The following is a 23,079-nucleotide window of genomic DNA, read 5'->3' as shown; positions in this document are numbered from 1 at the left end:
ATCGCCTGCACCGCGTTTCACCGACGTTAAACGATGTGCGGCCTCGCTTACCCCGCGTGGCGCGCCGCCAGCACCGCGACCGCATCATCCAGCGACAGCCCACGCGCACGCAGCAGCACGGTCAGATGGAACAGCAGATCGGCCGACTCGCCCAGCAGCGCGTCATCGTCCTGCACCACCCCTGCCAGCGCGGTCTCCACGCCCTCCTCGCCCACTTTCTGCGCGATCCGGCGGATGTCGCCGTCGAACAGCGACGTGGTGTAGCTGCCGGCCGGGCGCTGCTGTTCGCGCTCGCGCACCACCGTATCCAGCCGGCCCAGGAAGTTGCCGGGTGCCTGCGGGAAGCAGCTCTCGCTGCCGGTATGGCAGGTCGGTCCGGCCGGGCGCGCACTCACCAGCAGCGTGTCGTTGTCGCAATCGATCCGCACGGCGGTCACCGCCAGCACGTTGCCGGAGGATTCGCCCTTGGTCCACAGCCGCTGCTTGCTGCGGCTGAAGAAGGTCATGTGGCCCGTGGCCAGCGTCTGCTCCAGCGACGCCGCATTGGCATAGCCGAGCATCAGCACGCGCAACGTGTCGGTGTCCTGCACCACCACCGGCAACAGGCCATCGCCCTTGCCCCAGTCCAGCTGCGCCAGCGCCTCGCGCGACGGCTGCACGTCAATGGAATCCACCTCAATAGACATCTCGAACCTCGATCTGCTGCTCGCGCAGGAACTGCTTGAGCGCGGGAATGGCAATGGCGCCACTGTGGAACACGCTGGCGGCCAGTGCGCCGTCAACATCGGCCTGGTCGAACACATCGGCGAAGTGCTGCATCTCGCCAGCGCCGCCGGAGGCGATCAGTGGTACCTGGCACAGCGCACGGGCCTGGCGCAGCTGGGCCACATCGTAGCCGCGGCGCACGCCATCGCTGTCCATGCAGTTGAGCACGATCTCACCGGCACCCCGACGCTGTGCCTCCACTACCCAGTCCAAGGTACGGACCGCCACCGCCTGGGTCTTGTCCGGATCGCCGCTGAAGCGGCGCACGCGCCATTCGCCGTCCGCCTCGCGCACCGAATCGATACCGACCACCACGCACTGGACGCCGAAGGCATCGGCCAGTTCTTCGATCAGTTCGGGCCGACCGAGAGCCGGCGAGTTGATCGAGATTTTGTCGGCACCGGCATGCAGCACGCGCCGCGCGGTCTCCACATCGCTGATCCCGCCGGCCACGCAGAACGGAATGTCGATGAGGCGCGCGATGCGCTCGATCCAGGCCACGTCCACCGCGCGACCTTCCGGGCTGGCGCCGATGTCGTAGAACACGAGTTCATCCGCGCCGTGGTCGCGGTAGCGCATCGCCAGTTCGGCGATATCGCCCATGTCCACGTGATCGCGGAAACGCACGCCCTTGACCACGCGACCATCGCGCACATCCAGGCACGGAATCAGGCGGCGGCTCAACATGCCAGCGCGCCTTCCAGGGTCATGCGCCCTTCCAGCAATGCCTTGCCGAGGATCGCCCCGCCGCAGCCGACTGCCTTGGCCTGGGCGACATCGTCGGCATCGCGCACGCCGCCAGAGGCCTGCACCGCCACGCCGGGAAGCAGCGCGGCCAGATGCTGGTAGAGATCGATGTTCGGCCCGGACAGCATGCCGTCGCGCGCGATATCCGTGCACAGCAGGTGCTGCATGCCCGCCTCGGCGTAGCGCTGGGCCAACACGTCCAGGGTGTCCTCGGCGGTCTCGGTCCAGCCATGCACCGGCAACAGCCAGCGGCCATCCTCGGCCTGGCGCGCGTCCAGCGCGATGGTCAGCCGTTCCGGACCGAACTCGCGCAGCCAGCCGATCACGGTGTCGGGCTCACGGACCGAGACCGAGCCGACCACCACGCGGGCGGCACCGGCATCGAGGATGCGCGCCACGTCATCGCGCGAGCGCACACCGCCGCCGGTCTGCACCTTCAGGCCGGTCTGCGATGCGATCGAGGACAGCAGCGGTGCCAGCGTGTAACCACCGGCACGGGCCGCATCCAGATCCACCAGGTGCATCCAGCTTGCGCCCGCCGCGGCAAAGGCCTGCGCGCGCGGCAGCGGGTCATCGCCGTAGGTGGTCTGCTGCGCGTAGTCACCCTGCAGCAGCCGCACCACGCGGCCTTCGCGGATATCCAGGGCGGGATAGACGATGAAACTCATGTCGGTTCGTTCTCGATGAAATTGCGCAGGATGCGCGCGCCGGTATCGGCCGAGCGCTCCGGGTGGAACTGGGCGCCACTGTGCCGGCCGCGCTGCACGACGGCCGCGAACAGCCCGCCGTGATCGCAGGCCGCGACCGTGTCTTCGCCCAGGGGCGCGGCGTAGCTGTGGACGAAATACGCGCTGGCCCGCGCCGGCACGCCGGCCAGCAGCGCTGACTCGCGCAGGGGCAACAGCCGGTTCCAGCCCATGTGCGGCACACGGATGCCGGTGGCAGGACGCAGGTGGCGCACGACCCCGGGCAACAGGCCCAGGCACTCGACGTGGCCTTCCTCGGAGCCATCGAACAGCAGCTGCATGCCCAGGCAGATCCCGAGCAGCGGAACCTGCAGCTCGCGCAACGGCTGCACCAGACCCTGCGCATGCAGACGCGCCATCCCGTGCGGCGCCGCGCCGACGCCGGGCAGGATCACCCGCGAGACACCTTCCAGACCCTGCGCATCGCGCACCAGCCGCACCTGCACGCCCAGACGTTCCAGCGCATAGCGGACCGAGCCGAGGTTGGCGCCACCCGCATCGATCAGCGCAACCTCGGTCACAGTGCCCCCTTGGTGCTCGGCAGCGCAGTGCCCTGCCGCGGCAAGGCCTGGCGCAGCGCGCGCGCCAGCGCCTTGAAGCAGGCCTCGACCTTGTGGTGGTCGTTGTCGCCGCGCACGCTCAGGTGCAGGTTCAACCCGGCCGCATCGCACAGGGAGCGGAAGAAGTGCGGCACCAGCTCGGTCGGCATGTCGCCCACCCGCTCGCGCTTGAACTCGCCTTCGAAGACGAAGTACGGGCGGCCGCTGAAATCCAGCGCGGCACTGGCCAGGGTTTCATCCATCGGCAGGGTAAAGCCGTAGCGACCGATGCCGCGCTTGTCGCCGAGCGCCTCACGCAGGGCCTGGCCCAGCGCCAGACCGGTATCTTCAATGGTATGGTGCTCGTCGATGTGCAGGTCGCCCTCGGCCTGCACGCTGAGCGCGAAGCCGCCGTGCTTGCCGATCTGCTCCAGCATATGATCGAAGAACGGCAGCCCGGTGTGGGTCTGCGGCTCGGCGGTGCGATCCAGATCGACCTCGACACGGATCTTCGTTTCTTTGGTATTGCGCTGCACGGTGGCCCGGCGCGGCGCATCGGCCAGCTCATGCGCGATCGAGGTCCAGTCCCAGTCGCCGCCAAACTGCTCGGTGCGCAGCTGGAAGCCACGGATCTTCATGTTCTCGGCGAACTGGATATCGGTCAGGCGGTCACCCACCATCGCCGAGCGCGACCAGTCGATGCTGCGGTCCTGCAGGTAGGGCAGCATCAGGCCGATACCCGGCTTGCGGGTCGGTGCGTTGTCCTGCGGCCAGGTGCCGTCGATCAGCACGTCACGGAAGGTGATGCCCTGACTGGCGAAGATCTGCAGCATCAGGTCGTTGGGGCCATCGAAGCTCGCCTGCGGATAGCCTTCGCTGCCCAGGCCATCCTGGTTGCTGACGATCACGAACTGGTAACCCGCGTCGCGCAGCTTGAGCATCGCCGGGATCACATCGCGCACGAAGCGCAGCTTCTCGTACGCGTCGATCTGGAAATCGGCGGGCTCTTCGATCAGGGTGCCGTCGCGGTCGACGAACAGAATCGGGGTCATGCGGCAGCCCTCCGGGCCATCAGGGCGGCGAGTACACGGTCGTTCTGTTCCGGGCTGCCGATAGTGATGCGCAGTGCATCGCCCAGCTGCGGCGCGGCACGCTGGTCACGCACCACCACACCAGCGGCGAGCAGCGCATCGAACGCGCCCTGTGGGTCGGCAAAGCGGGCCAGCAGGTAGTTGCCCTGCGAGGGATAGACACGCACCACACCGGGCAGCGCGGCCAGGCCGGACTGCAGGCGGGTACGTTCAACCTTGACCTGCGCGATGCGCTGGGTGGTGATGGCCAGGCTCTCGGCGCCGAGACCGGCCAACGCCAGCTCGGCACAGGGCGCGGGTACCGGATACGGCGCCTGGCAGCGGCGCAGCAGCTGGATCAGCGCAGCATCGGCGATCAGGCTGCCAATGCGCGCGGCTGCCAGCGCATGCGCCTTGGACAGCGTGCGCAGCACCGCGATGTTCTCGTAACGGCTCAACAGCGTGGTCGCGGACGGCTGCTCGGCGTACTCCCCATAGGCCTCATCCACCACCACCAGCGCCCTGCCCTGCAACGCCGCGGCCACACGCTCGATCTCAGCCAACGGGATCACACTGCCGGCGGGATTGGACGGCGAGCACAGGAACACCAGCTTGGCGTTACCGCCCAGCGCCGCGGCGATCACCGCATCGATATCGGCGACCAGCGCATCGCCCTGATCGACCAGGGGCACCTCGATCAGCGGCGCGTTCTGCAGGCGGGCGCAGACGGCATACATGCCGAACACCGGCGGCGTGGTCACCACTGCATCGCGGCCCGGCTCGCACAGCGCGCGCACCAGCAGATCGATGGCCTCGTCACTGCCACGGCCGATCAACAATTGTTCGGCGGAGCAGCCGTACAGTTCGGCCAGCCGATCGCGCAATGCTGCCGGCTGCGGGTCGGGATAGCGCCGCGCGCCGCCAGCGACGTCGGCCGGATTGGCCCACGCCGATTCATTCGCGTTGAGCCAGACATCCCCGACCAGCGCACTGCTGCGCGCTGAGGAATAGCCGGCAAACGCCTGCAGGTCGGCACGGACCAGGGACAGGAGGGAGCCAGTGCTCATGCGGCCGCCTCCATGCGCAGGGTCACCGCGTTCTCGTGGGCATCCAGGCCTTCAGCGCGGGCCAGCACACGGGCACACTCGCCGATGGCCGCGATGCCGGCGGCGGTGGCCGACTGCACGCTGATCAGGTTCTGGAAGCTGGCGACGCTGACGCCGCTGTAGGCACGCGCGGCACCGGCAGTGGGCAGCACATGGTTGGTGCCACTGCAGTAATCGCCCAGCGCTTCGGGGGTGTAGTCGCCGAGGAACACCGAACCGGCCGCTTCCACCTTGTCCAACCAGGCGCGCGGCTCGCGCAGCGCCAGGATCAAGTGCTCCGGGGCATACCGGTTGCTGATCGCGAAGGCGTCGTCCAGCGAATCAACCAGGATCAGCCGCGAGGATGCCAGCGCCTGCGCGGCGATCTGCGCACGCGACAGCTGCGCCAACTGCGCCTCCACGGCCGCTTCAACCTGATCCACCATTCCCGCATCGTCGGTCAGCAGCAGCACCTGCGAGTCCGGACCGTGCTCGGCCTGCGAGAGTAGATCGGCGGCCACGAACGCGGGATTGGCGCCGGCATCGGCAATCACCAACACTTCGGACGGCCCGGCCGGCATGTCGATCGCCGCAGCGCCGTCCTGGGCGACCTGCTGCTTGGCTTCGGTCACGTAACTATTGCCCGGGCCGTACAGCTTGTCGCAGGCGGGAACGCTGTCGGTGCCATACGCCATCGCAGCGATCGCCTGCGCGCCGCCCAGCTTGAACACGCGGTGCACGCCGGTCAGGCGCGCGGCCACCAGCACCGCAGGATCGGCACTACCGTCCTTGCGCGGCGGCGTGCACAACACGACTTCACGACAGCCGGCCAGCTGTGCGGGCACGCCCAGCATCAACGCGGTGGACGGCAACGGCGCGCTGCCAGCCGGCACATACAGACCCACCCGACCGATCGGGCGCACCACGCGCTCGCAACGCACGCCGGGCGCGGTCTCGACCGCATAGCCCTGGCTCATGCCGGCCTGGTGGAAGGTACGGATGCGCGCGGCGGCATCGATCATCGCCTGACGCAGTTCGGCGGAGACGGCCTGCTCGGCGGCGGCGAACTCCGCCTCGCTGACCTCGAAGGTCTCCGGTGCCACCCCGTCGAAGCGCAGGGTGATCTCGCGCAGTGCGGCATCGCCGCCTTCGCGCACCGCCGCGATCAACGCGGCAACGGACTCACGGGTACGCGCCGCCACGGCCTGGACCGGGCGTTGCAGCGCCTGCGCCTGGGCGCCGGCATCCAACTGGGACCACGTCAAACGATTCATGCCAGCGACCGCTCCACACTCAATACCATCAATCCCTGCGCGCCCGCGCGCTCCAGGTCCTCCAGCCGCTGCCAGGTCAACGCACCGTGGCACATGGTCTGCAAACGCAGGTGGCCGCCATCATCGGGCAACTGCACCAGCGGATCGGCATCGGGCAGCAGGCGGGTCAACTCGGAGACGCGGTCCAGCGCGGCGCGGAACATCAGCAGCTTGCTGTCCTGCACCTTCACCACCCCATCAAGACGACGCAGCAGCATGGCCATCAGACCGGCGCGGGCGTCATCGGGGGTACGGACCGGGCCGGCCAGCACCGCTTCGCTTTCCAGCAGGGTTTCGACCGGCTTGAGCTGGTTGGCAGCCAGGGTGGCGCCGCTGGAGACCAGATCGCAGATCAGATCGGCGGTGCCCAGGCGTGGGGCGATTTCGACCGAGCCCGACAGCTCGACCACCTGGGCATCCACGCCGCGCTCGGCCAGCCAATCGGCCAGGATCGCGGGGTAGCTGGTGGCGATGCGCTTGCCGGCCAGCTGCTCCACGCCCGTCCACTCCCACTCCTCCGGCACCGCCAGCATCAGCCGGCACTGGCCGAAGTTGAGCCCGCGCAGCGCCTGGTAGGCATCCGGCAGGCCGATCCGGCGGCGGGCGGCGCCCTGCTCGTCGAGCTCGTTGCGGCCGACGATACCGAAGTCGCACACGCCATCGGCGATCAGGCCGGGGATATCGTCGTCGCGGACCAGCAGCAGATCCACCGGCAGCGATTCGCCGTAGCAGAACAGCTTGTCGCGGCTCTGCCGCCAGCTCAGCCCGCAGGCGGTCAACAGGCTGCGGGCGGGCTCGGCCAGCCGCCCGTTCTTCTGGATGGCGATACGCAGCCGGTCACGTGCCGGGGCGGTCTGGGTTGCACTCATGGGGGAGGTCTCTACTCGGATTCGGGGGAGGTCGGCGTGGCGGCGATGGCGGCGGCGTAACCGCCGTGGCCGTGGTCCAGCGAGCGCGCCACGCGCCCGGTGGTGGTCACGCTGACCCCGGTCAGCTCATGGATCTCGCGATACGGCACGCTTTGCTGCAGCAGCGGCACCACCTTCCAGCGATCGGACAGCGCTTCCAGCTCGGCGGGGGTGCACAGGTCGCGCAGGAACGCGGTCACCGCGACGGGATCGGACAGGGCAGCAAAGGCACGCGCCAGCGAGGCCAGATCGGCCAGGGCGTCTTTCTCGCGGGGGACGGGACGTAGTTTCATCGTATCAATGTAATAGCGTGCTATTACATTAGCGCAAATGAAGGCATACGGTCAAACCGCCGCCGCAGGCAGACTGGGTCGGTTCAGGGTCTGGAAACGCGCAACGCCCGCATTGGCGGGCGTTGTGATGCGTATCCACAAGGAGGCGTGCCAACCCACGGTCGGCACCTACCGGCAGCGGACCTCGGCACGCAGTGCGCCACTGCGAAGGCATTCGCCGAGCAGGCTGCCCTGGCGACTGGCGAGTGACTCAACGGCCTCCAGGGGTCCGGCGCCGCCGGGACACTGGTTCCCGGCCAGCTCGCGCAGGTCGTGCTCAAGCTGTTCCCGATCGATCACATGGCAGCGATCGACCGAGAGCTGGTAGTGCCCCGGGCCGATCTGCTGGCTGCGCAGCGCCGGATCACTCTGGCAGGCCGCGAGCAGGAGCACCATCAGCGCCCCTGCCCCAGGCCGCTTCATGCCATGGCCTTGGCCTGCTCCAGCTCGACCTGCAGCGCGCTGGCCAGCTCGTCGCGGGCGACCTCGAACTGCTGCTCGCGCAGCAGATCCTTGACCGCCACCACGCCACGCGCCAGCTCATCTTCACCGGCCAGCACGACGAAACGGATGCCGGCCTTGGCCGCGTACTGGAACTGCTTGCCGATCTTCTTCGGCTCCATCTGTACTTCAGCATTGATGCCGCCCACGCGCAGGCGACGGGCGATATCCAGCGACTCGGGCAGGCCGTTGTCATCCATCAGGGCCACCAGCGCATGCACGCTGCTGTCCTCGATACCGGCGATCAGGCCCGCTTCGCGCAGCTGCCAGAACAGGCGGGTCAAGCCGATGGAGATGCCCACGCCCGGCAGCTTGGACTTGCTGTAGTGGCTGGCCAGGTCTTCGTAACGGCCACCCGAGCAGATCGAGCCGATCTGCGGGTGGTCGGTCAGCGTGGTCTCGTAGACGGTGCCGGTGTAGTAATCCAGGCCGCGTGCGATCGAGAAGTTCAGGCAGTACGCGGTTTCCGGCACGCCCAGCGCCTTGACCAGCTGCAGCACTTCGCGCAGTTCGGCCACGCCCTGCTTGAGCGTCTCGCTGGCGCCGCCGTCGACCAACAGCGCGTCCAGCTGCGCCAGCGCGTCGGCATGGCTGCTCGAACGCACGGCCACGAAAGCCAGGATGCGCTCGACCTGCTCGGCCGGAATCGCAAAGCCCTCGCCCACCAGCGTCTCGCGCACGTAATCGGCGCCGCGCTTGTCCAGCTTGTCCACTTCGCGCAGCACGGCCAGCTGGCGCTCGCCATCGGCCACGCCCAGGCTTTCGAAGAACCCACGCATCAGCTTGCGGTTGTTGAGCTGCACCGAGAAATCACCGATGCGCAGCTCCGCGAACACCGCGTGGATGACCGCCAGCACTTCGGCGTCATAGCGGGTGCTCAGCGCGTCCTTGCCGATCACATCGATGTCGCACTGGTAGAACTCGCGGAAACGGCCCCGCTGGGCGCGCTCACCGCGGTACACGCGCTGCATCTGGTAACGGCGGAACGGGAAGGTCAGGTCGTGCTCGTGCTCGGCGACGTAGCGCGCCAGCGGCACGGTCAGATCGAAGCGCAGTGCCAGCTCGGGCAGCGCTTTTTCTTCGGCTTCGGCGGCATTGGCCAGCGCGCCGGTGGACTGCACGAAATACACCTGGCGCTCGGTCTCGCCACCGGATTTGGTCAGCAGCACATCGGACAGCTCGAACACCGGGGTTTCCACCGGCAGGAACCCGAACCGCTCGTAGTTGCGGCGGATGACGTCCAGCATGCGCTGGAACGCGATCTGCTCACGCGGCAGCAGTTCCATGATGCCGGGCGGCGTACGGGGCTTGATCACTTGCGGGACTCCTGCGGAAACGGGGGGATGAGCGAGCGGCATATTCTAGCCGCAGCCAGCGCAACGAGCCGCATCCGGGCATCGGGACCGGGCCAATGGCGGCATGACGTATCATAGGCAGGTCCCGCTTGCTGACCTGACATGACCCGGCCCCACTCCGGTACCGCGCTTTCCGCTGTTGAAGACCCCGCCGCCCCCGGTTGCTCGCCGCTGCGCGACTGCCTGCATTGCTCGGTACGGCATCTGGCGGTCTGCTCGGCGCTCTCGCCGGATGAAGTGCAGGCGCTGGAACGCGTCACCGTGTCCCAGGCACTGCCGCTGGGGTCCACCCTGGCCCGTGCCGGTGAGCCGCGCCAACATGTCTATACGATTACCGCCGGTGCGCTGCGCCTGGTCCGCACGCTGGCAGATGGCCGCCGCCAGATCAGCGGGTTCGTGCTGCCTGGCGACTTCCTGGGCTTGAGCGGCAGCGATCATCACCGCTACGACATCGAGGCCATCGCCGACAGCCGGGTCTGCCGCGTGGCCCTGCCGCAGATGAAGGACCTGCGCTCGCGCTTCCCGCATCTGGAGCGCAAGCTGCTGCAGCGCGCCTGCCAGGAGCTGGATGCCGCGCAGGATGCCGCGATGGCGCTGGGCCGGCTGCAGCCGGCCGAGAAGGTCGCCGATTTCCTGCTGCGCCTGGCCGCGCGCGAAGCGCTGCTCGGTGAGCCGGGGCTGCGCGTGACCCTGCCGATGGGCCGTGGCGACATCGCCGACCATCTCGGCCTGACCATGGAGACTGTCAGCCGCACCTTCACCAAGCTGCGCCAGCAGGGCCTGATCGCCCTGCCCCATCTGAACACCGTCGAGATCCTGGACGAAGCCGGCCTGCAGAAGCTCTCGGCCGACGAGTCGTACTGACCCCGCCTCACCCGCGCAACAGCACCTCACGCAGCGCCCCATACGCCGGTGCGCAGGCTTCGGCCTGCGCCGGCCGCTCCAGCAGCGCGGCCAAGGCCGGCGGTACGTCCAGCGCCTGCCCGATCAGCGGTTCCACCACCGACTCGAACTTGGCCGGGTGCGCCGTCGCCGCGACTGCCCAGTGACCCTGCGCACCCGCGGCCCGCAGGTGCTCCAGGCGCGCCACCGCCGTCGCCGTATGCGGACAGAACACCTCGCCATGCAGATCATGGCGCCGCTTGATGAGTTCGCGGATGGCTGCGTCATCCACCGCTTCGGCAGTGAACGCGCCCCGCAGTGCCGCGTCGTCGTCGTTGTAGAGCCAGCGCAGCCGCTCGAAGTTGCTCGGCGCACCTACGTCCATCGCATTGGCGATGGTGGCGACGCTGGTCTGTGCCTTGTAGACCTCGCCGTGGAAGTAGCGCGGCAATACATCGTTGGCATTGGTTGCCAGCGCGATCTGCCCCAACGGCAGGCCCATCGTACGGGCCAGGATCGCCGCCATCGCATTGCCGAGGTTGCCGGTCGGGATCACCAGATTGAGCACGTGCCCGGTCTGTGCCTGATGGACCAGCGCGGCGTGTGCGTAGTAGCTCATCTGGGGCAGCCAACGCCCCAGGCTGATGCTGTTGGCCGAGCTCAGCGGCACCGCGTCCTGCAGCTCGCGATCGCCCAGCGCCTGCTTCACCATCGCCTGGCAATCGTCGAACGACCCGGCGACGCGCAGCGTGTGGATGTTGTCGCCGAAGCACCCCAGCTGATGCGCCTGACGTGGCGAAACCCGGCCGTCCGGGTACAGCACCACCACCCGGATTCCCGGCTGCCGGTGGAAGGCCGCGGCGACGGCCGCCCCGGTATCGCCGGAGGTGGCGACCACGATCGTCAGCGGACGCTCCCGGCCTTCCTGCAGACGGGCAAGACACGCCGCGAGGAAGCGCGCACCGAAGTCCTTGAACGCGGCCGTCGGTCCATGGAACAGTTCCAGCACATGGTCATCGGCGGTCGCCAGGGGGCGCAGTGGCGCATCGAAGTTGAAGGCCTGCTCGCACACGTCGGGCAGCGCCTTCTCCAGGGCATCGTCATGGAAATACGGTGCCAGCACGGCTGCAGCCGTCTGCGCGAAAGAACCCTGCGCCGACCAGTGCTGCAGGCGCGGGCGATGTTCGGGGACATACAGGCCACCGTCCGGGGCGAGGCCAGCGGCGAGCGCCTGGCTCAGTGAAACGGCGGGTGCAGCGTGACGCGTGGAAACGAACTTCATCGGACATCCCAAAGTAGAAAGAGTGGACGCGTCACAGCAAGCGCGCGGCGGGCGCATTCAAGGGCGACACCCAGCCCTGGCTGTCAAAGCCGGCCTCGGCAAATGCCTGTTGCACGGCTGCCTGCGCGGCAAGGGCGGCATCACGCTGCTCGAACCAGGCAAACACGCTCGGCCCTGCGCCGGAAATACTGGCGCCCATCGCCCCGGCCGCCAGCGCCGCGTCGCGCGCGGCGGCGAACCCGGTGATCAGACCCGCACGGCGCGGCTCGACCAGCACATCACGCAGCCCGGCACGGACCAACGCGGCATCAGCGGTGTAGCAGCCACTGAGCACCAGCGCCAGATTCGCGCTCTGCGCGACGAACTCGCCCAAGGCGTAATGCCCCTGCAGCGCGGCGCGCGCGCGGCGGGTCTCCAATACCGCCTCGGGATGCACCAGCAAGCTGTGCCAGGCCGCGGGGACCGGCACCGGCACCAGCCGGTCCGCGGTACTCAGTACCAAGCCACCCAGCAGCATCGGCCCGAGGTTGTCGCCATGGCGGCCACCGCTGGCCACCGCCTCGCCGGTCAACGCGAACGGATACAGCGCCTCGCGCGACAACGGCTGCGGCAACAGCGCATTGGCCGCGACCAGCGCCGCCACGCACGACGCGGCCGAGCCGCCCATGCCCGAGCCCAGCGCGATGCCCTTGTCGATCTCCACCTCGAAGCCGAACGGCAGATCCAGCGCGGTATGCAGCGCGATCAACGCCGCGCCGGCGGTGTTGTCCTCGGCCACCAACGGCAGGTCCACCGTGGTGCCGCGGATCGCCTGGATGCGCACCACGCGCGCTTCAATGCGCCGCACCGTCACGGTATCGCCAACGCCCTCGATGGCGTGGCCCAGGATGTCGAACCCGACCCCCACGTTGCCGACCGAGGCCGGCGCAAACGCGCGTGCTTCCGTCATGCTGCCCTCACTCACAGACGTGCTCCTTCACCCACCGCCACGCGCAGCACATCGGCGAAGACACCGGCGGCGGTCACCTCCGGCCCGGCGCCCGGCCCCTGCACCACCAGCGGGTTGTCGCAGTAGCGGCGCGTGGTGAACTGCACCACGTTGTCGGTCAGGCGCAGGTTGGCGAAGGCATGCCCGGCCGGCAGTGCGACCAGACCGACTTCGGCACCGTCAGAGGTCAGGCGCGCGACGTAACGCAGAACTGCGCCGTCAGCCTTGGCGACCGCCAGGCGCTCTGCAAACACCGCATCGATCTGGGGCAGGCCCGCCATGAAGTCGTCCACGCTGGCCTGGCGCAGCGCCTCAGGCACCAGGCTTTCCACGCGCACCTGCTCCAGGCTGAGCTCCCGGCCCGCCTCACGCGCCAGGATCACCAGCTTGCGCGCGACATCCACGCCGGAGAGGTCATCACGCGGGTCCGGCTCGGTGTAGCCCATGCCACGTGCCTGGCTGACCAGCTCGGAGAACGGCACCTGGCCGTCGTACTTGTTGAACAGCCACGCCAGCGTGCCGGAGAAAATGCCGTCGATCGCCAGCACCTCGTCGCCGGTATCGACCAGGTCGCGCAGCGTGGTGATCACCGGCAGCCCGGCACCCACCGTGGCTTCGTAGCGGAAGCGCGCGCCACTGCCAGCCGCTGCCTCGCGGATCGCGTGATAGCGCTCCAGCGGACCGGCACCGGCCTGTTTGTTCGGGGTGACCACATGGATGCCCGCCGCCAGCCAGCCGGCGTAGCGGTCGGCTACGTCGGCGCTGCCACTGCAGTCGATGATCAACGCGTGCGGCAGATGGGCGGAGAGCAGATGCTCGGTGAATGCCTCCAGATCACTCGGCTGCGCCGGGCCGGACAGCGCCGCGCGCCAGTCACCTTTCAGGCCGCGCTCGTCCAGCACCATGCGCGTGCGCGAGGCCACCGCACGCAGACGCAGATCCACATTCGCGCGGCCGAGCAGCTGCACCTGGGCCGCCTGCAGCTGATCGAGCAACGCCGCACCGACGTTGCCCGGGCCGATCACACCGACCGAGAATGTCTGCGGCGACAGCCAGAACCCGGCGTGCGCCGCGCGCAGGGCCTTGGTCGCATGGCGGCTGTCCACCGCCACCGAGATGTTGCGCTCCGACGAGCCCTGCGCGATCGCCAGGATATTCACCTGCGCGCGGCCCAGCGACTCGAACAGGCGCGCGGCCACGCCGGGCTGGCCGGCCATGCCATCGCCCACGGCGGCCAACACGCTCACGTTGTCGGTCAACTGCACGCGCTGCACCTGGCCCAGGCTCAACTCATGCGCGAACGCCTGCAGCAGCGATTCACGCGCCCGCACGGCCTCGGCCTGCTTCACCACGCAGCAGATCGAGTGCTCGGAGGAGCCCTGCGAGATCATCACCACCGACACATGCGCATTGCGCAGCGCCGCGAACACCCGCTCGGCCGTGCCGGGCACACCGATCAGGCCGGTGCCTTCCAGGTTGATCACCGCCAGGTCCGGGCTCAGGGTCAGACCCTTGATCGGACCCGAAACGGTGCGCTCGGCGGTGATACGCGTGCCCGGATGGTCCGGATGGAAGGTGTTGCGGATGATGATCGGCAGGCCGCGCTCGATCGCTGGCGACATCGTCTGGGGGTGCACCACTTTGGCGCCGAAATAGGCCAGCTCGCAGGCTTCGTCGTAGCTCAGCGCTTCCAGCTGGACCGCCTCGGGCACTACCCGCGGGTCGGCCGAGAGTACGCCGTCCACGTCGGTCCAGATGTGCAGTTCGTCGGCATTGAACAAGGCGGCGAAGATCGCGCCGGAGTAGTCGCTGCCGTTGCGGCCCAGCGTGGTGATGCGGTCCTGGCGGTCGCGGGCGACAAAACCCGTTGCCACGATGCGCGATTGCGGATGCTGCAGGCGCCACTGGGCCAGTCGCTCGGCGCTGCGCACCCAGTCCACATCCACGCCCAGTTCACCGCGCTCGATCACCAGCACATCGCGCGCATCCAGCACCGCGCAGTCTTCGCCCAGCGTCTGCAGGTACTTGCCGAGCAGCTGGGCCGAATACACCTCCCCCATGCCCTGCACGCGATCCAGCACTTCGGTGGGCAGACCACCGATCACCGCCAGCGCGCCCAGCACCTCGGCCAACTGGTCGAAGCGCTGGTCCAACCACTCCACCGTTGCCCCGGCGTGTTCGCCCAACAAGGCAACCGCCGCACCGCGGTGGCGTGCGCGCAACCCGTGCCACTGTTCGCGCCAGGCCGAGCCATCTTCCGCTGCCAAGGTGGCGACGCCGATCAGCGCATCGGTGACGCCCTTCATGGCCGAGACCACGGTGACCTGCATCGCTTCCTCGCGCGCCAGCAGCAACTGGGCGACGTGGCGATAGCGCTCGGCATCGGCCACCGAGGTCCCACCGAACTTGTGGACCACAGTGGTCACGCCGGCCCGCGATGCAACGGAGACGGCCGGCTGGGCGGAGGGGGGAGCGGAAGCGGCGACAGAAGACATGCTGACCTCGATGGGAGGCCCCGCGTCATATCAGATGTGAGAGTTTCCCCCGCCACCTGATCTGGGTGCGGGGCCGTGGTTTTCGGAAATTACGCGAAGACGACGGGCCGCACCGGGCGAGTGGTGGCGGTGGTAATGATGGTGGTACCGGTCGACACGGCCTGGCCGCCCGCGGAGGCGGGAAGGAGCAGGCTGACGTGGGCGGCGGGGATGACCATGGGGCAAGAAAACTACGCCACCGCCCTGCTTGTCAAGTGCTGCGCTGCAAAAGATGGCGGCACGTAAACCGCTGCGAACGTCGGCCAAAAAGTTGCGAATGTGACCATTCAAGCGCAGCAGGGCCTGCCCTACCCCACATGCTCCGCCACCGCCGCAGGTGGCCGATGCGCGTGCGCGCACATCAGCACGCCAGACACCAGGCAGACAATGGCGACCGTTTCCATCAGCGTCGGCCAGCGCTGCTGCCAGGCGAAGCCATACAACAGCGCAAACAACGTTTCGAAAACGATCATCTGCCCGGTGAGGGTCAGCGGCAGGTTGCGGCTGGCGCGGTTCCAGCAGGCATTGCCGAGCACCGAGGCGACCACCGCCACGCCCGCACTGATCAGCCAGAAGTTGAGCCACTCACCGGACGGATGCACCGTCGCGCTGGTCAGAAACGCACTCGGCACCAGCACCAGGGCGAGTCCGCCGGTGGTGATGCCGGTCAGCAGCGACCAGTCATGGCCGGACAGATCCGGGCGGCGCGCCAGCCAGCGGCTGTTGCCGATGGAATACACCGCCCACGACAACAGCGCCCCGACCGCGCACAGCAGCCCGAGCAGTCTACGCCCCGCCGAGCCCTGCGCGTGTTCCGCCATCAGGGCCTCATAGCCCACCAGCGCCACACCCAGCAGGCACAACAGCAGCGCCGGGGCCAGGCGCCGAAGCGGCACGGCACCCTCCTCGCGTACACCCGCCAGTGTCACCACGACCGGAATCAATCCCACGATCAGCGAGGCGGCCGCACCACCGGCCCACTGCACGGCATTGGCCAGCAGCAGGAAGTAGACCAGGTTGCCGGCCAGGCTCAGCCATAACAGGCCTCGCCACTCGGGCCAGCTGAGCCGGTCCTTGAGCTGGCGCCAGCGCGGCGCGAGCAGAATCACGGCAATCAGGCCGTAGATCAGATAACGGCCCGCTGAGAGTTGCACCGCAGTGAAGGTGTGCAGCATCGCCGGGGCCAGGAACACCACGCCCCACAGCGCGCCGGCGGCAATGCCGTTGGCGATGCCCACTCCCATTGATCGTTTCATTGCGGCTCGTGCGTGTGCATTGGCCGCGCAGTGTAGGAGCAGCGTGCCACGGCGTCTTGACCCAGACTACTGCCTGCGGAAGGCCTGCGGGGTCAGCCCGGTTTCCCGGCGCAGGGCACGGGTCAACGCACTGTGCTCGGAGTACCCGGCATCCAGCGCGATGGCAGCGATGCTGTCGGTGCTGGTGAGCAGCCGATGCTTGGCCCAGCGCAGCCGGCAGGCACTCAACCAGGCCTGCGGCGGCACCCCGAATTCCTGGACGAACGCCGCGTGCAGGCGGCTGCCGCTGATACCGACCCGTGCCGCCATGCGGGCCACGTTCCAGTCCGCGCCGGGGTTGGCCGAAAGCTGCGTGCACAGCGCATGCAGGCGTGCCGCGCTGCCGGCAGGTGCGTACTGCTGAAGCAAGGTTGCGAGCAGATCGTCGCTGGCGTGCGCGGACGCGCCGGCCAAGCGTTGCCGCAGTTTCTTCGGCAGTGCCAGCCACCGCTGGCGGCGCAGATGCTCAAGGGTGTGGTCATCGATCAGCCCGGCCGGGCAATCGACGATCAGCATCAGATGATCGCCATCGCCGGTCTGCGCGTGTCCTTCCCCGGGTGCAACAAACGCCCCCTGCATGACATCCAGCCGACCGCCAAACGCATCCACGTCGAAATCCAGATCCCCTCGCAGCGGCAGCACCCACTGCGCAAAGTCATGCCGGTCCACATCACTGGACCTTCCGTAACACCGCAGGTGGCAGGCGCTGGCGTGCATGGCGATAGTCTGCGCGCAGAGCGAAGAGCACCGCAAGCCGCGGCTACGAGTACCATGGCAGCCGACCCGTACAACATGGAGCGTTCGCCGTGGCCTGCAGCATCGTCCCCTTGAGTGATCGCCCCGAGCTGTTGCCGGTCATCGCCGCATGGTATTTCCAGGAATGGGGCAGCCACGTTGCCGGAGTCACCGTGCTGGACGAGCAGCAGCGATTGGAAGTCTTCCTGCAGGACGACGAGCTGCCCCTGCTGCTGGTGGTACTGGAGGGCGAGGTCCCGGTCGCTGCCGCGCAGCTCAAATTCCATGAACGCACGGAGCGCCCCGAACGGCTGCACTGGCTGGGGGGCGTCTATGTCCACCCGGACCATCGCGGCCGCGGCCTGGCCGAGGCGGTCATTGCGGAACTGCTGGCGCGTGGCAGGACCCTTGGCGTGCGGGACATCTACCTGCAGACCGAAGCCGATGATGGCGGCCTGTACCGCCGGCTGGGTTGGGCACCGCTGGAATCGCTGCGGCATGCCGCGGGCATGCCGGTCCGGATCATGGTCCGCAGCGTGGCCGCCGACCGCGTCGACTGAACACGCGGTCGCGGGATGTTGGATCGAGAATGAATGCGACGCCGTTGACCGGCGTCAGCGGAAGCGCACCGGCTGCGGCGCCGGGCGGTCGGCCAGCGATCCCAGGGTGAAGGTGTAGCCAGCCTCTTCCAGCAGCTTGCGCATGCGCAGTTCCGCACGCTTGGGATAGGCCAGCGAGGTCGGTGCATGCAGTGCGTAGGAGGTGGACTTGCCGGGCAGCGTTTCGCGCGTCACCGAGGACTGATTGGTCTCGCACGCGTTGGCCCACAGGTCCATCAGCACCTTCGGGCCGATGGATTGATTGTTGCTGAGACGAAGCGTCAGCCAACGCATGTGTTCCATGTCAAATCCAAGCGGCTCTTTGTCCCGAGTATGCACCAAATCCCCCACTACCGTTCGGCCCCGTGCGGGGCGTGGTCCTCACCCGTCCTGCCGGACACAAACAGACAACCCCGGCAGTGCCGGGGCTGTCTGGATACTGCTTCAGGAAGCGACTGAAACTCAGTGCTTCATGGCGTGCTTGCGGTCGCGCATCACGGCATGGCATTCCTGCACCTGCGGCAGCAGACGCTGGACTTCCTGGCGCGCGGCCGGCGAGGTGTCGGCGTCGGTCAGGGTGTCCTTGAACGCCTTGAGCAGGCGATCTTCGGATTCTTCCAGCTCGGCCACGTAGCCATACTGCTTGTCGCCCAGGGTGGCGCGCACCTTGCCGTAGAACTGCTGCATGGAACCGACGAAGGTGCCATGGTCGGCCGGCTTGCCGCCGGCGGCGACAACGGTGGCGCTCAGCGAGCGGACGATCTCATTCTTGACGCCGGCGATACGGGTGAAGAGCGCCGCCAACTCGGCATCTTCGACCTTGCCTGCGGCCTCGGTGTAGAACTCCTGGCCATCGCGGGCGATTTCGATCAGGTCGTTCAAGTTATGCGCGGTCTTCGATTCGGTATTCACTGCGATGTACTCCTGTTGGTCCGGTTTGACCCGTGTGTTGTTGTCGGGGTGAGTCGACTTTTCCGCATCGGCCATGAAGTCGGCGTGACACTGAAATGCGAGTGTTCAGCGACCTCAACGTGCTGCGCGACAGATGTGCACGGCGCGTCGTCGAAGCGCGAAATGCGTGTTACTTCCTTCAGCGCGCCTGCAACGAAATGGGGACGACCTCGCTCACAACATCGTCCGTCACGAAGCCCACACGCTGCTCAAGGCGGCGCAGGAAGTCACTGAAACCGTGCGGCGCACGTGCATGACGGCGGGCGCTGGTCATCACCCGGGGGCTGGCCAGCCGCGCGACGCGCATGCCTGCGCCGTGCATCGTCTGGATCAGGGCGACGTCCTCTCCGGTCGTCAGTGGCGCGAAGCCACCGGACTGACGATACGCCGCAGCGCTGAAGCCCATGTTGGCACCGTGTACATGCGGGTGGCCATCCACCGCCTGCTCGCCCTGCAGGAACTGCTCGCGCACCGCCTGCGGATAGTCCAGCCAGTCGCCGACGGCTACCACGCCGCAGAACGCATGCGCACCACACTGCAGCTGGCGCGCCAGCCAGTCCGGCGGCACCACGCTGTCGGCGTCGGTGCAGCCGATCCAGCGGGCACCGAGCGCCAACGCACGTTCACTGGCGGCTGCCCGGGCAATGCCGACGCAGCCGGCGTCCACGTTGACCACCTCCACCCCCATGCGCTGGCAGATCCACTCGGTGGCGTCACTGCAGCGATCGAGTGCCACCACGATCACCACCGGTTCGTCGCGCAGCGCGGGATGCAGGGCCGCCACCTGCAGTGATTGCAGACACACGGCAATAAGCTGTTCTTCGTTGTGCGCGGGAAGGGTCACAGCGATCATCGCAGCCCCTCACGTGCGGCCACCGAGGTGGTATCGGTGGACCACCCCTCCAGCAGCATGTCCTCGTCACGATAGGAAAAAACACGGGGCAGGCAGGCATCCAGTTGCCCGTGAACGAATGCAGCGCTGCAGCGCGCCTGCTCGAACGGCACGCGCCAGTGGCAGGCAATCACCACGCCCTGCGGTGCAAGCGAGGTCACGACCTGCGCGGCCGTCTGATGCATGTCTTCAGGTGCCAGGTAATAGCCCATCTCGCCGAGAACGATCAGATCGAACCGTCCCGCTGGCCATGCCTGCGGATGACGGGCCTGTTCGATGCTGACGTGGGTCTGCCCCCGCGTCATCGCCCGGGCGGCCAGCACCGCCCCCTTGCTCAGGTCGGTGGCAAGCAGTTGATCGCAGCGCTCGGCCAAGGCTGCGGTCAGTACGCCATTGGCACACCCCAGCTCCCAGCCACGGGCAAAGCGCTCGCGCGGCAGGCTGGCCAGGGTGAGCGCACGCTTGCGCTGTTCGTACCAGCGCGTGCGGTACTGGAAGGGGTCCTCCTCCTCGTACAACGCGTTGAAGTAGGCGACATCACTCATCCGATCACTACCTCGTAGTTGCGTTCGAACCGCTGCAGCACATCGGCAGGCAGGATGGGCTCGCACTCCAAGCCCTCCACCGCACCGGTCTGGGTCACGAATTGCTGGATCGCATCGCGCTTGCTGCCCACCAGCTCGTCATCCAGCGCATAGCGTGTGGCCGACGCCCAGACCGTCGCTGCCGCCGCCGGATCCAGCCAATGCCAGCCCCACACGGGGTATTCCTTCACTGCGGCGCCGCGTGCGGTGCAGGCCTGCACGCAGGCACGCGCGACCGCTTCATGGTCCGGATGCCCGTCCAAGCGCCACGGTGCCAACACCAGATCATCCGGCTGCAGCAGGCTCACCAACTGCTCGCCAATCCATGCCTCACTGGCTGTCACCGCGCCATCGCCGATGTGCCAGGCGATCCGCGCTGCACTCGCCAAGCCCAGGCAACGCAGCGCCTCGTCCAGCTCAGCGGCACGGGCCACGCGCAGCCGCTCGGGCGACCACGCAGGGTGATCGGGATAGCAGGCCTCGCCGTCCGTCACCGAGATCACCGTGACGGGCAGCCCCGCCTGGTGCGCAAGCGCCATCAGGCCACCGCAGGCCAGCACTTCATCGTCGGGATGCGGCGACACCACCACCAGCCGTCGCGCATCGCCGAACAGCGTTGCAGGGGACACGAGCGGCAGTGTCTGCAACCACGGCGATGCCGCCCACTGCGCCTCGGTCACGCCGCCGCCTTCAATCTGACGATTCACAGTGTCCACGTGCGTCCCTCGCGGTGCATCAGATTGCCGAGGTGCTGCCAATCGCGGTCGGCGTGGCTCTGGCGGATGAAGACGGTCAGGTCTGCCCAGCGCAGGGCGTGTGCCGGGTCCATGCACATCGGCCCTGGCCCAAGCGCCCTGCCCACCCGGTCCAGCGTCAGGGTGGCGGCGCGCTCCACGGCGCTGCGCGCCCGCACGATCTCGCGCTGATGGGGTTCGTCGGGCTGCGCATCGATCAGCGCGGCCAACTCGCGCAGCAGGGAGGCGCACGGCGACAGCGCCAGATCAATCTCACCGAGCAGGCCGGATGCCGTGCCCGGTTCATCGGCACGCGCGCTGCGCAGCAGCGGCTCGGCCAAGGCACTGGCCCCGCCAAACCAACAGGCCGCAATGCCCGCGCCGCCATGCCAGAAACCGGGGCGCTGCAGATAGGCGTCGGCCGCACCGATTTCGACGGCCGGCACCTGGTCGAAGCGTGCCGTGCCACTCGGGACCCGCCCCATGCCCGTCGCCTGCCACGTCTGCGGCAGGAAACTCACGCTGGCGCGGCGCACCGGCACCAGGAACAGCCGCGAGCGGTCGTCGTCGCGCACCGTCACCAGCGCATGGTCAACCCAGCTGGCGCCGGAGCACCACGGCTTGTCACCGGAGAGCGTGCCGCTGGCCCGATCGAAGCGCAGGGTTGCTGCCGGCCCTTCGGCTGCCCATACCGCACCCAGCCGATCGCGATCCGGCCTGGCGGCGCCCAGTTCCTCCAGGATCGCCTGCGCGTCGTAATGCGCTTCAAGCACCTTGGCCAGGCAGAGATCGCGCGCCGCCATGTGTGCCAGCGCCTGCCAGCGCAGCAACGTATCCCCGCTGCCGGGACGCGGCAACGTGGGGTGATGTTCGATCCACGCGCGGGCCTGCGCCTGCAGGTCGTCGCCATCGGTCACCGGCTGCGGTGCCGTCGACGGTACCAGAGAAGCCACGGCATTCATGTCAGGGCGTCAGGATCACCTTGCGGCAATCCTCCTCTTTGCGGTCGAAGATCTCATAGCCACGCACCGCGTCTTCCAGCGACAGCCGGTGAGTCACGATCACACCCGGAACCAGCCGGCCTTCGCCGATATGGTCGAGCAGCTCGGGCATCAGCTTCTGCACGTGGGTCTGGCCCATCTTGAAGGTCAGGCCCTTGTCGAACGCATCGCCGAGCAGGAAGCCGTGGATGAAGCCCGCATACACACCCGGGATGCTCACCGTGCCGCCGCGACGCGTCGCGGCGATGCACTGGCGGATCGCCACGCCGCTGCTGCCTTCCACCTTGAGCGTGGTCAGCGCCGACTCCAGCGCACTGCCCTCCGCTTCGAACCCGACGGCCTCGATCGTGGCATCCACACCGCGGCCATTGGTCTGGGTGATGATGTACTCCGCCGGATCCTCCACCTTGGTGAAGTCGATCGGCGTCACGCCGTAGGTCTGCTGCGCGAACGCCAGGCGATACGGCAGGTGATCGACCATGAAAATCGTCTCCGCACCGAGCAGGCGACAGCACGCGGCACTCATCAACCCGACCGGGCCAGCACCGAAGATCGCCACCGTGGAGCCCGGTTTGACGCCTGCATTGAGCGCGGCCTGGTAGCCGGTCGGCAGGATGTCGGAGAGGAACAGCACCTGCTCATCGGAGAGCGCATCCGGAATACGCAGCGGCCCGACATTGGCCTTGGGCACGCGCACGAACTCCGCCTGCCCGCCGGATACGCCACCATAGAGATGGCTGTAACCGAACAGTGCCGCCGGCGGGCGGATGCCTTTCTGATTCACTGCCGCGCCCTTGCCGGTATTGGTGGTCTCGCAGGCCGCGAACTCGGTGAGCCGGCAATGGAAGCACTCACCGCACGCGATCACGAACGGAATCACCACGCGATCGCCCGGGCGCAGATCCATCACGCCTGCACCCACCTCCTCCACCACGCCCATGAACTCATGGCCGAGCACGTCGCCGGTGTGCAGGTCGGGGATCTTGCCGCGGTACAGATGCAGATCCGAGCCACAGATCGCCGTGGCGGTGACCCGCAGAATGATGTCGTCCGGGGCGGCCAGTGCGGGATCCGGCACGGTATCGACCCGTACGTCCTTGCTGCCGTGGTAAGTCAGTGCGCGCATAGCAAACTCCGTGTCCAAGTACCTCCGTGGTACGTGGTACGGCGTGGCAGCGTCGTGACCGCACCGTGTGCGGGGCGTTCACCCCGCCACTTTGCAGGCTGATACTCCCGCCACG

The 23,079-nt window shown here is 68.0% G+C and carries 25 protein-coding genes; 2 read left to right on the top strand and 23 right to left on the bottom strand.

What is annotated here, in order from left to right; all coding sequences use genetic code 11:
• Positions 1 to 47: 47 nt before the first annotated feature.
• From hisIE to hisS, 11 genes are all read right to left on the bottom strand, one after another.
• Entirely contained in the window at positions 48 to 686 is a 639-nt protein-coding gene (gene hisIE / locus EDF74_RS05470; protein ID WP_123729119.1) for a bifunctional phosphoribosyl-AMP cyclohydrolase/phosphoribosyl-ATP diphosphatase HisIE, read from the bottom strand.
• A complete protein-coding gene (gene hisF, locus EDF74_RS05465; RefSeq protein WP_123729118.1) occupies positions 676 to 1,452 on the bottom strand; it encodes an imidazole glycerol phosphate synthase subunit HisF in 777 nt (258 codons plus the stop codon). Before hisF ends, hisIE begins: the two co-directional genes overlap by 11 nt.
• Positions 1,446 to 2,180 carry a 1-(5-phosphoribosyl)-5-[(5-phosphoribosylamino)methylideneamino]imidazole-4-carboxamide isomerase gene (gene hisA, locus EDF74_RS05460; protein WP_123729117.1) on the bottom strand — a complete coding sequence of 245 codons (735 nt, stop codon included), beginning with the start codon at positions 2,178 to 2,180 and terminating at the stop codon, positions 1,446 to 1,448. Before hisA ends, hisF begins: the two co-directional genes overlap by 7 nt.
• A complete protein-coding gene (gene hisH, locus EDF74_RS05455; RefSeq protein WP_123729116.1) occupies positions 2,177 to 2,779 on the bottom strand; it encodes an imidazole glycerol phosphate synthase subunit HisH in 603 nt (200 codons plus the stop codon). Before hisH ends, hisA begins: the two co-directional genes overlap by 4 nt.
• Positions 2,776 to 3,849 (bottom strand): bifunctional histidinol-phosphatase/imidazoleglycerol-phosphate dehydratase HisB, encoded by a 1,074-nt coding sequence (gene hisB, locus EDF74_RS05450; RefSeq protein WP_123729115.1) that lies wholly within the window; start codon positions 3,847 to 3,849, stop codon positions 2,776 to 2,778. Before hisB ends, hisH begins: the two co-directional genes overlap by 4 nt.
• A complete protein-coding gene (hisC, locus tag EDF74_RS05445) occupies positions 3,846 to 4,934 on the bottom strand; it encodes a histidinol-phosphate transaminase (protein ID WP_123729114.1) in 1,089 nt (362 codons plus the stop codon). Before hisC ends, hisB begins: the two co-directional genes overlap by 4 nt.
• Positions 4,931 to 6,226, bottom strand: a complete 1,296-nt coding sequence (gene hisD / locus EDF74_RS05440; RefSeq protein ID WP_123729113.1) for a histidinol dehydrogenase — start codon at positions 6,224 to 6,226, stop codon at positions 4,931 to 4,933. The genes hisC and hisD overlap by 4 nt, the downstream gene beginning before the upstream one ends.
• Entirely contained in the window at positions 6,223 to 7,134 is a 912-nt protein-coding gene (gene hisG, locus EDF74_RS05435; RefSeq protein WP_121036643.1) for an ATP phosphoribosyltransferase, read from the bottom strand. Before hisG ends, hisD begins: the two co-directional genes overlap by 4 nt.
• Before the next feature lie 11 nt (positions 7,135 to 7,145).
• Positions 7,146 to 7,466, bottom strand: coding sequence for a YerC/YecD family TrpR-related protein (locus tag EDF74_RS05430; RefSeq protein ID WP_123729112.1), 321 nt, complete (start codon positions 7,464 to 7,466; stop codon positions 7,146 to 7,148).
• A 168-nt stretch (positions 7,467 to 7,634) separates the two neighbouring features.
• Positions 7,635 to 7,901, bottom strand: a complete 267-nt coding sequence (locus EDF74_RS05425; RefSeq protein ID WP_260232185.1) for a hypothetical protein — start codon at positions 7,899 to 7,901, stop codon at positions 7,635 to 7,637.
• 23 nt (positions 7,902 to 7,924) lie between these two features.
• Complete coding sequence (gene hisS, locus EDF74_RS05420; protein WP_123729110.1) at positions 7,925 to 9,322, bottom strand: histidine--tRNA ligase; 1,398 nt, start codon at positions 9,320 to 9,322, stop codon at positions 7,925 to 7,927.
• 141 nt (positions 9,323 to 9,463) lie between these two features.
• On the opposite strand from hisS, the gene EDF74_RS05415 reads away from it, so the two are divergent.
• Positions 9,464 to 10,225: a Crp/Fnr family transcriptional regulator gene (locus EDF74_RS05415; RefSeq protein ID WP_019183011.1), complete on the top strand. Its 762-nt coding sequence runs from the start codon at positions 9,464 to 9,466 to the stop codon at positions 10,223 to 10,225.
• Positions 10,226 to 10,232: 7 nt separating this feature from the next.
• Here EDF74_RS05415 and thrC read toward each other — a convergent pair whose 3' ends face one another.
• The 5 genes from thrC to EDF74_RS05390 all read right to left on the bottom strand — a co-directional run bounded on the left by thrC (position 10,233) and on the right by EDF74_RS05390 (position 17,059).
• The gene (thrC, locus tag EDF74_RS05410) at positions 10,233 to 11,525 is read right to left on the bottom strand and encodes a threonine synthase (RefSeq protein WP_123729109.1); all 1,293 of its coding nucleotides are present in this window, start codon (positions 11,523 to 11,525) and stop codon (positions 10,233 to 10,235) included.
• A gap of 31 nt (positions 11,526 to 11,556) precedes the next feature.
• The gene (locus tag EDF74_RS05405) at positions 11,557 to 12,474 is read right to left on the bottom strand and encodes a homoserine kinase (protein ID WP_123729720.1); all 918 of its coding nucleotides are present in this window, start codon (positions 12,472 to 12,474) and stop codon (positions 11,557 to 11,559) included.
• Between the two features lie 11 nt (positions 12,475 to 12,485).
• On the bottom strand, positions 12,486 to 15,008 hold the full coding sequence (gene thrA, locus EDF74_RS05400; protein WP_184997072.1) for a bifunctional aspartate kinase/homoserine dehydrogenase I: 2,523 nt from the start codon (positions 15,006 to 15,008) through the stop codon (positions 12,486 to 12,488).
• Between the two features lie 347 nt (positions 15,009 to 15,355).
• Positions 15,356 to 16,303, bottom strand: a complete 948-nt coding sequence (locus EDF74_RS05395; RefSeq protein WP_123729107.1) for a DMT family transporter — start codon at positions 16,301 to 16,303, stop codon at positions 15,356 to 15,358.
• 66 nt (positions 16,304 to 16,369) lie between these two features.
• Complete coding sequence (locus EDF74_RS05390; protein WP_123729106.1) at positions 16,370 to 17,059, bottom strand: helix-turn-helix domain-containing protein; 690 nt, start codon at positions 17,057 to 17,059, stop codon at positions 16,370 to 16,372.
• Positions 17,060 to 17,169: 110 nt separating this feature from the next.
• Between EDF74_RS05390 and EDF74_RS05385 the strand changes: the two genes are divergently transcribed.
• Positions 17,170 to 17,637 (top strand): GNAT family N-acetyltransferase, encoded by a 468-nt coding sequence (locus EDF74_RS05385; protein ID WP_260232184.1) that lies wholly within the window; start codon positions 17,170 to 17,172, stop codon positions 17,635 to 17,637.
• Between the two features lie 54 nt (positions 17,638 to 17,691).
• On the opposite strand, the gene EDF74_RS05380 is transcribed toward EDF74_RS05385, so the two are convergent.
• The 7 genes from EDF74_RS05380 to EDF74_RS05350 all read right to left on the bottom strand — a co-directional run bounded on the left by EDF74_RS05380 (position 17,692) and on the right by EDF74_RS05350 (position 22,964).
• Positions 17,692 to 17,979, bottom strand: a complete 288-nt coding sequence (locus EDF74_RS05380) for a hypothetical protein (RefSeq protein WP_046272599.1) — start codon at positions 17,977 to 17,979, stop codon at positions 17,692 to 17,694.
• A gap of 159 nt (positions 17,980 to 18,138) precedes the next feature.
• On the bottom strand, positions 18,139 to 18,588 hold the full coding sequence (locus tag EDF74_RS05375) for a PA2169 family four-helix-bundle protein (RefSeq protein ID WP_019183020.1): 450 nt from the start codon (positions 18,586 to 18,588) through the stop codon (positions 18,139 to 18,141).
• 178 nt (positions 18,589 to 18,766) lie between these two features.
• A complete protein-coding gene (locus EDF74_RS05370; protein WP_123729104.1) occupies positions 18,767 to 19,480 on the bottom strand; it encodes a glycosyltransferase in 714 nt (237 codons plus the stop codon).
• Positions 19,477 to 20,064: an SAM-dependent methyltransferase gene (locus EDF74_RS05365; protein ID WP_123729103.1), complete on the bottom strand. Its 588-nt coding sequence runs from the start codon at positions 20,062 to 20,064 to the stop codon at positions 19,477 to 19,479. Before EDF74_RS05365 ends, EDF74_RS05370 begins: the two co-directional genes overlap by 4 nt.
• The gene (locus EDF74_RS05360) at positions 20,061 to 20,810 is read right to left on the bottom strand and encodes a PIG-L deacetylase family protein (protein WP_123729102.1); all 750 of its coding nucleotides are present in this window, start codon (positions 20,808 to 20,810) and stop codon (positions 20,061 to 20,063) included. The genes EDF74_RS05365 and EDF74_RS05360 overlap by 4 nt, the downstream gene beginning before the upstream one ends.
• On the bottom strand, positions 20,807 to 21,799 hold the full coding sequence (locus tag EDF74_RS05355) for an acyl-CoA dehydrogenase (protein WP_123729101.1): 993 nt from the start codon (positions 21,797 to 21,799) through the stop codon (positions 20,807 to 20,809). Before EDF74_RS05355 ends, EDF74_RS05360 begins: the two co-directional genes overlap by 4 nt.
• Position 21,800: 1 nt before the next feature.
• Positions 21,801 to 22,964, bottom strand: a complete 1,164-nt coding sequence (locus EDF74_RS05350; protein WP_123729100.1) for a zinc-dependent alcohol dehydrogenase — start codon at positions 22,962 to 22,964, stop codon at positions 21,801 to 21,803.
• Between the last annotated feature and the right edge of the window lie 115 nt (positions 22,965 to 23,079).

It is taken from the genome of Stenotrophomonas rhizophila, assembly GCF_003751305.1.
GTDB classification, from domain to species: Bacteria; Pseudomonadota; Gammaproteobacteria; order Xanthomonadales; family Xanthomonadaceae; genus Stenotrophomonas; species Stenotrophomonas rhizophila_B.
The sequence above is the reverse complement of the archived record's forward strand: the minus strand, read 5'-3'. Positions and strand labels throughout refer to the sequence as shown.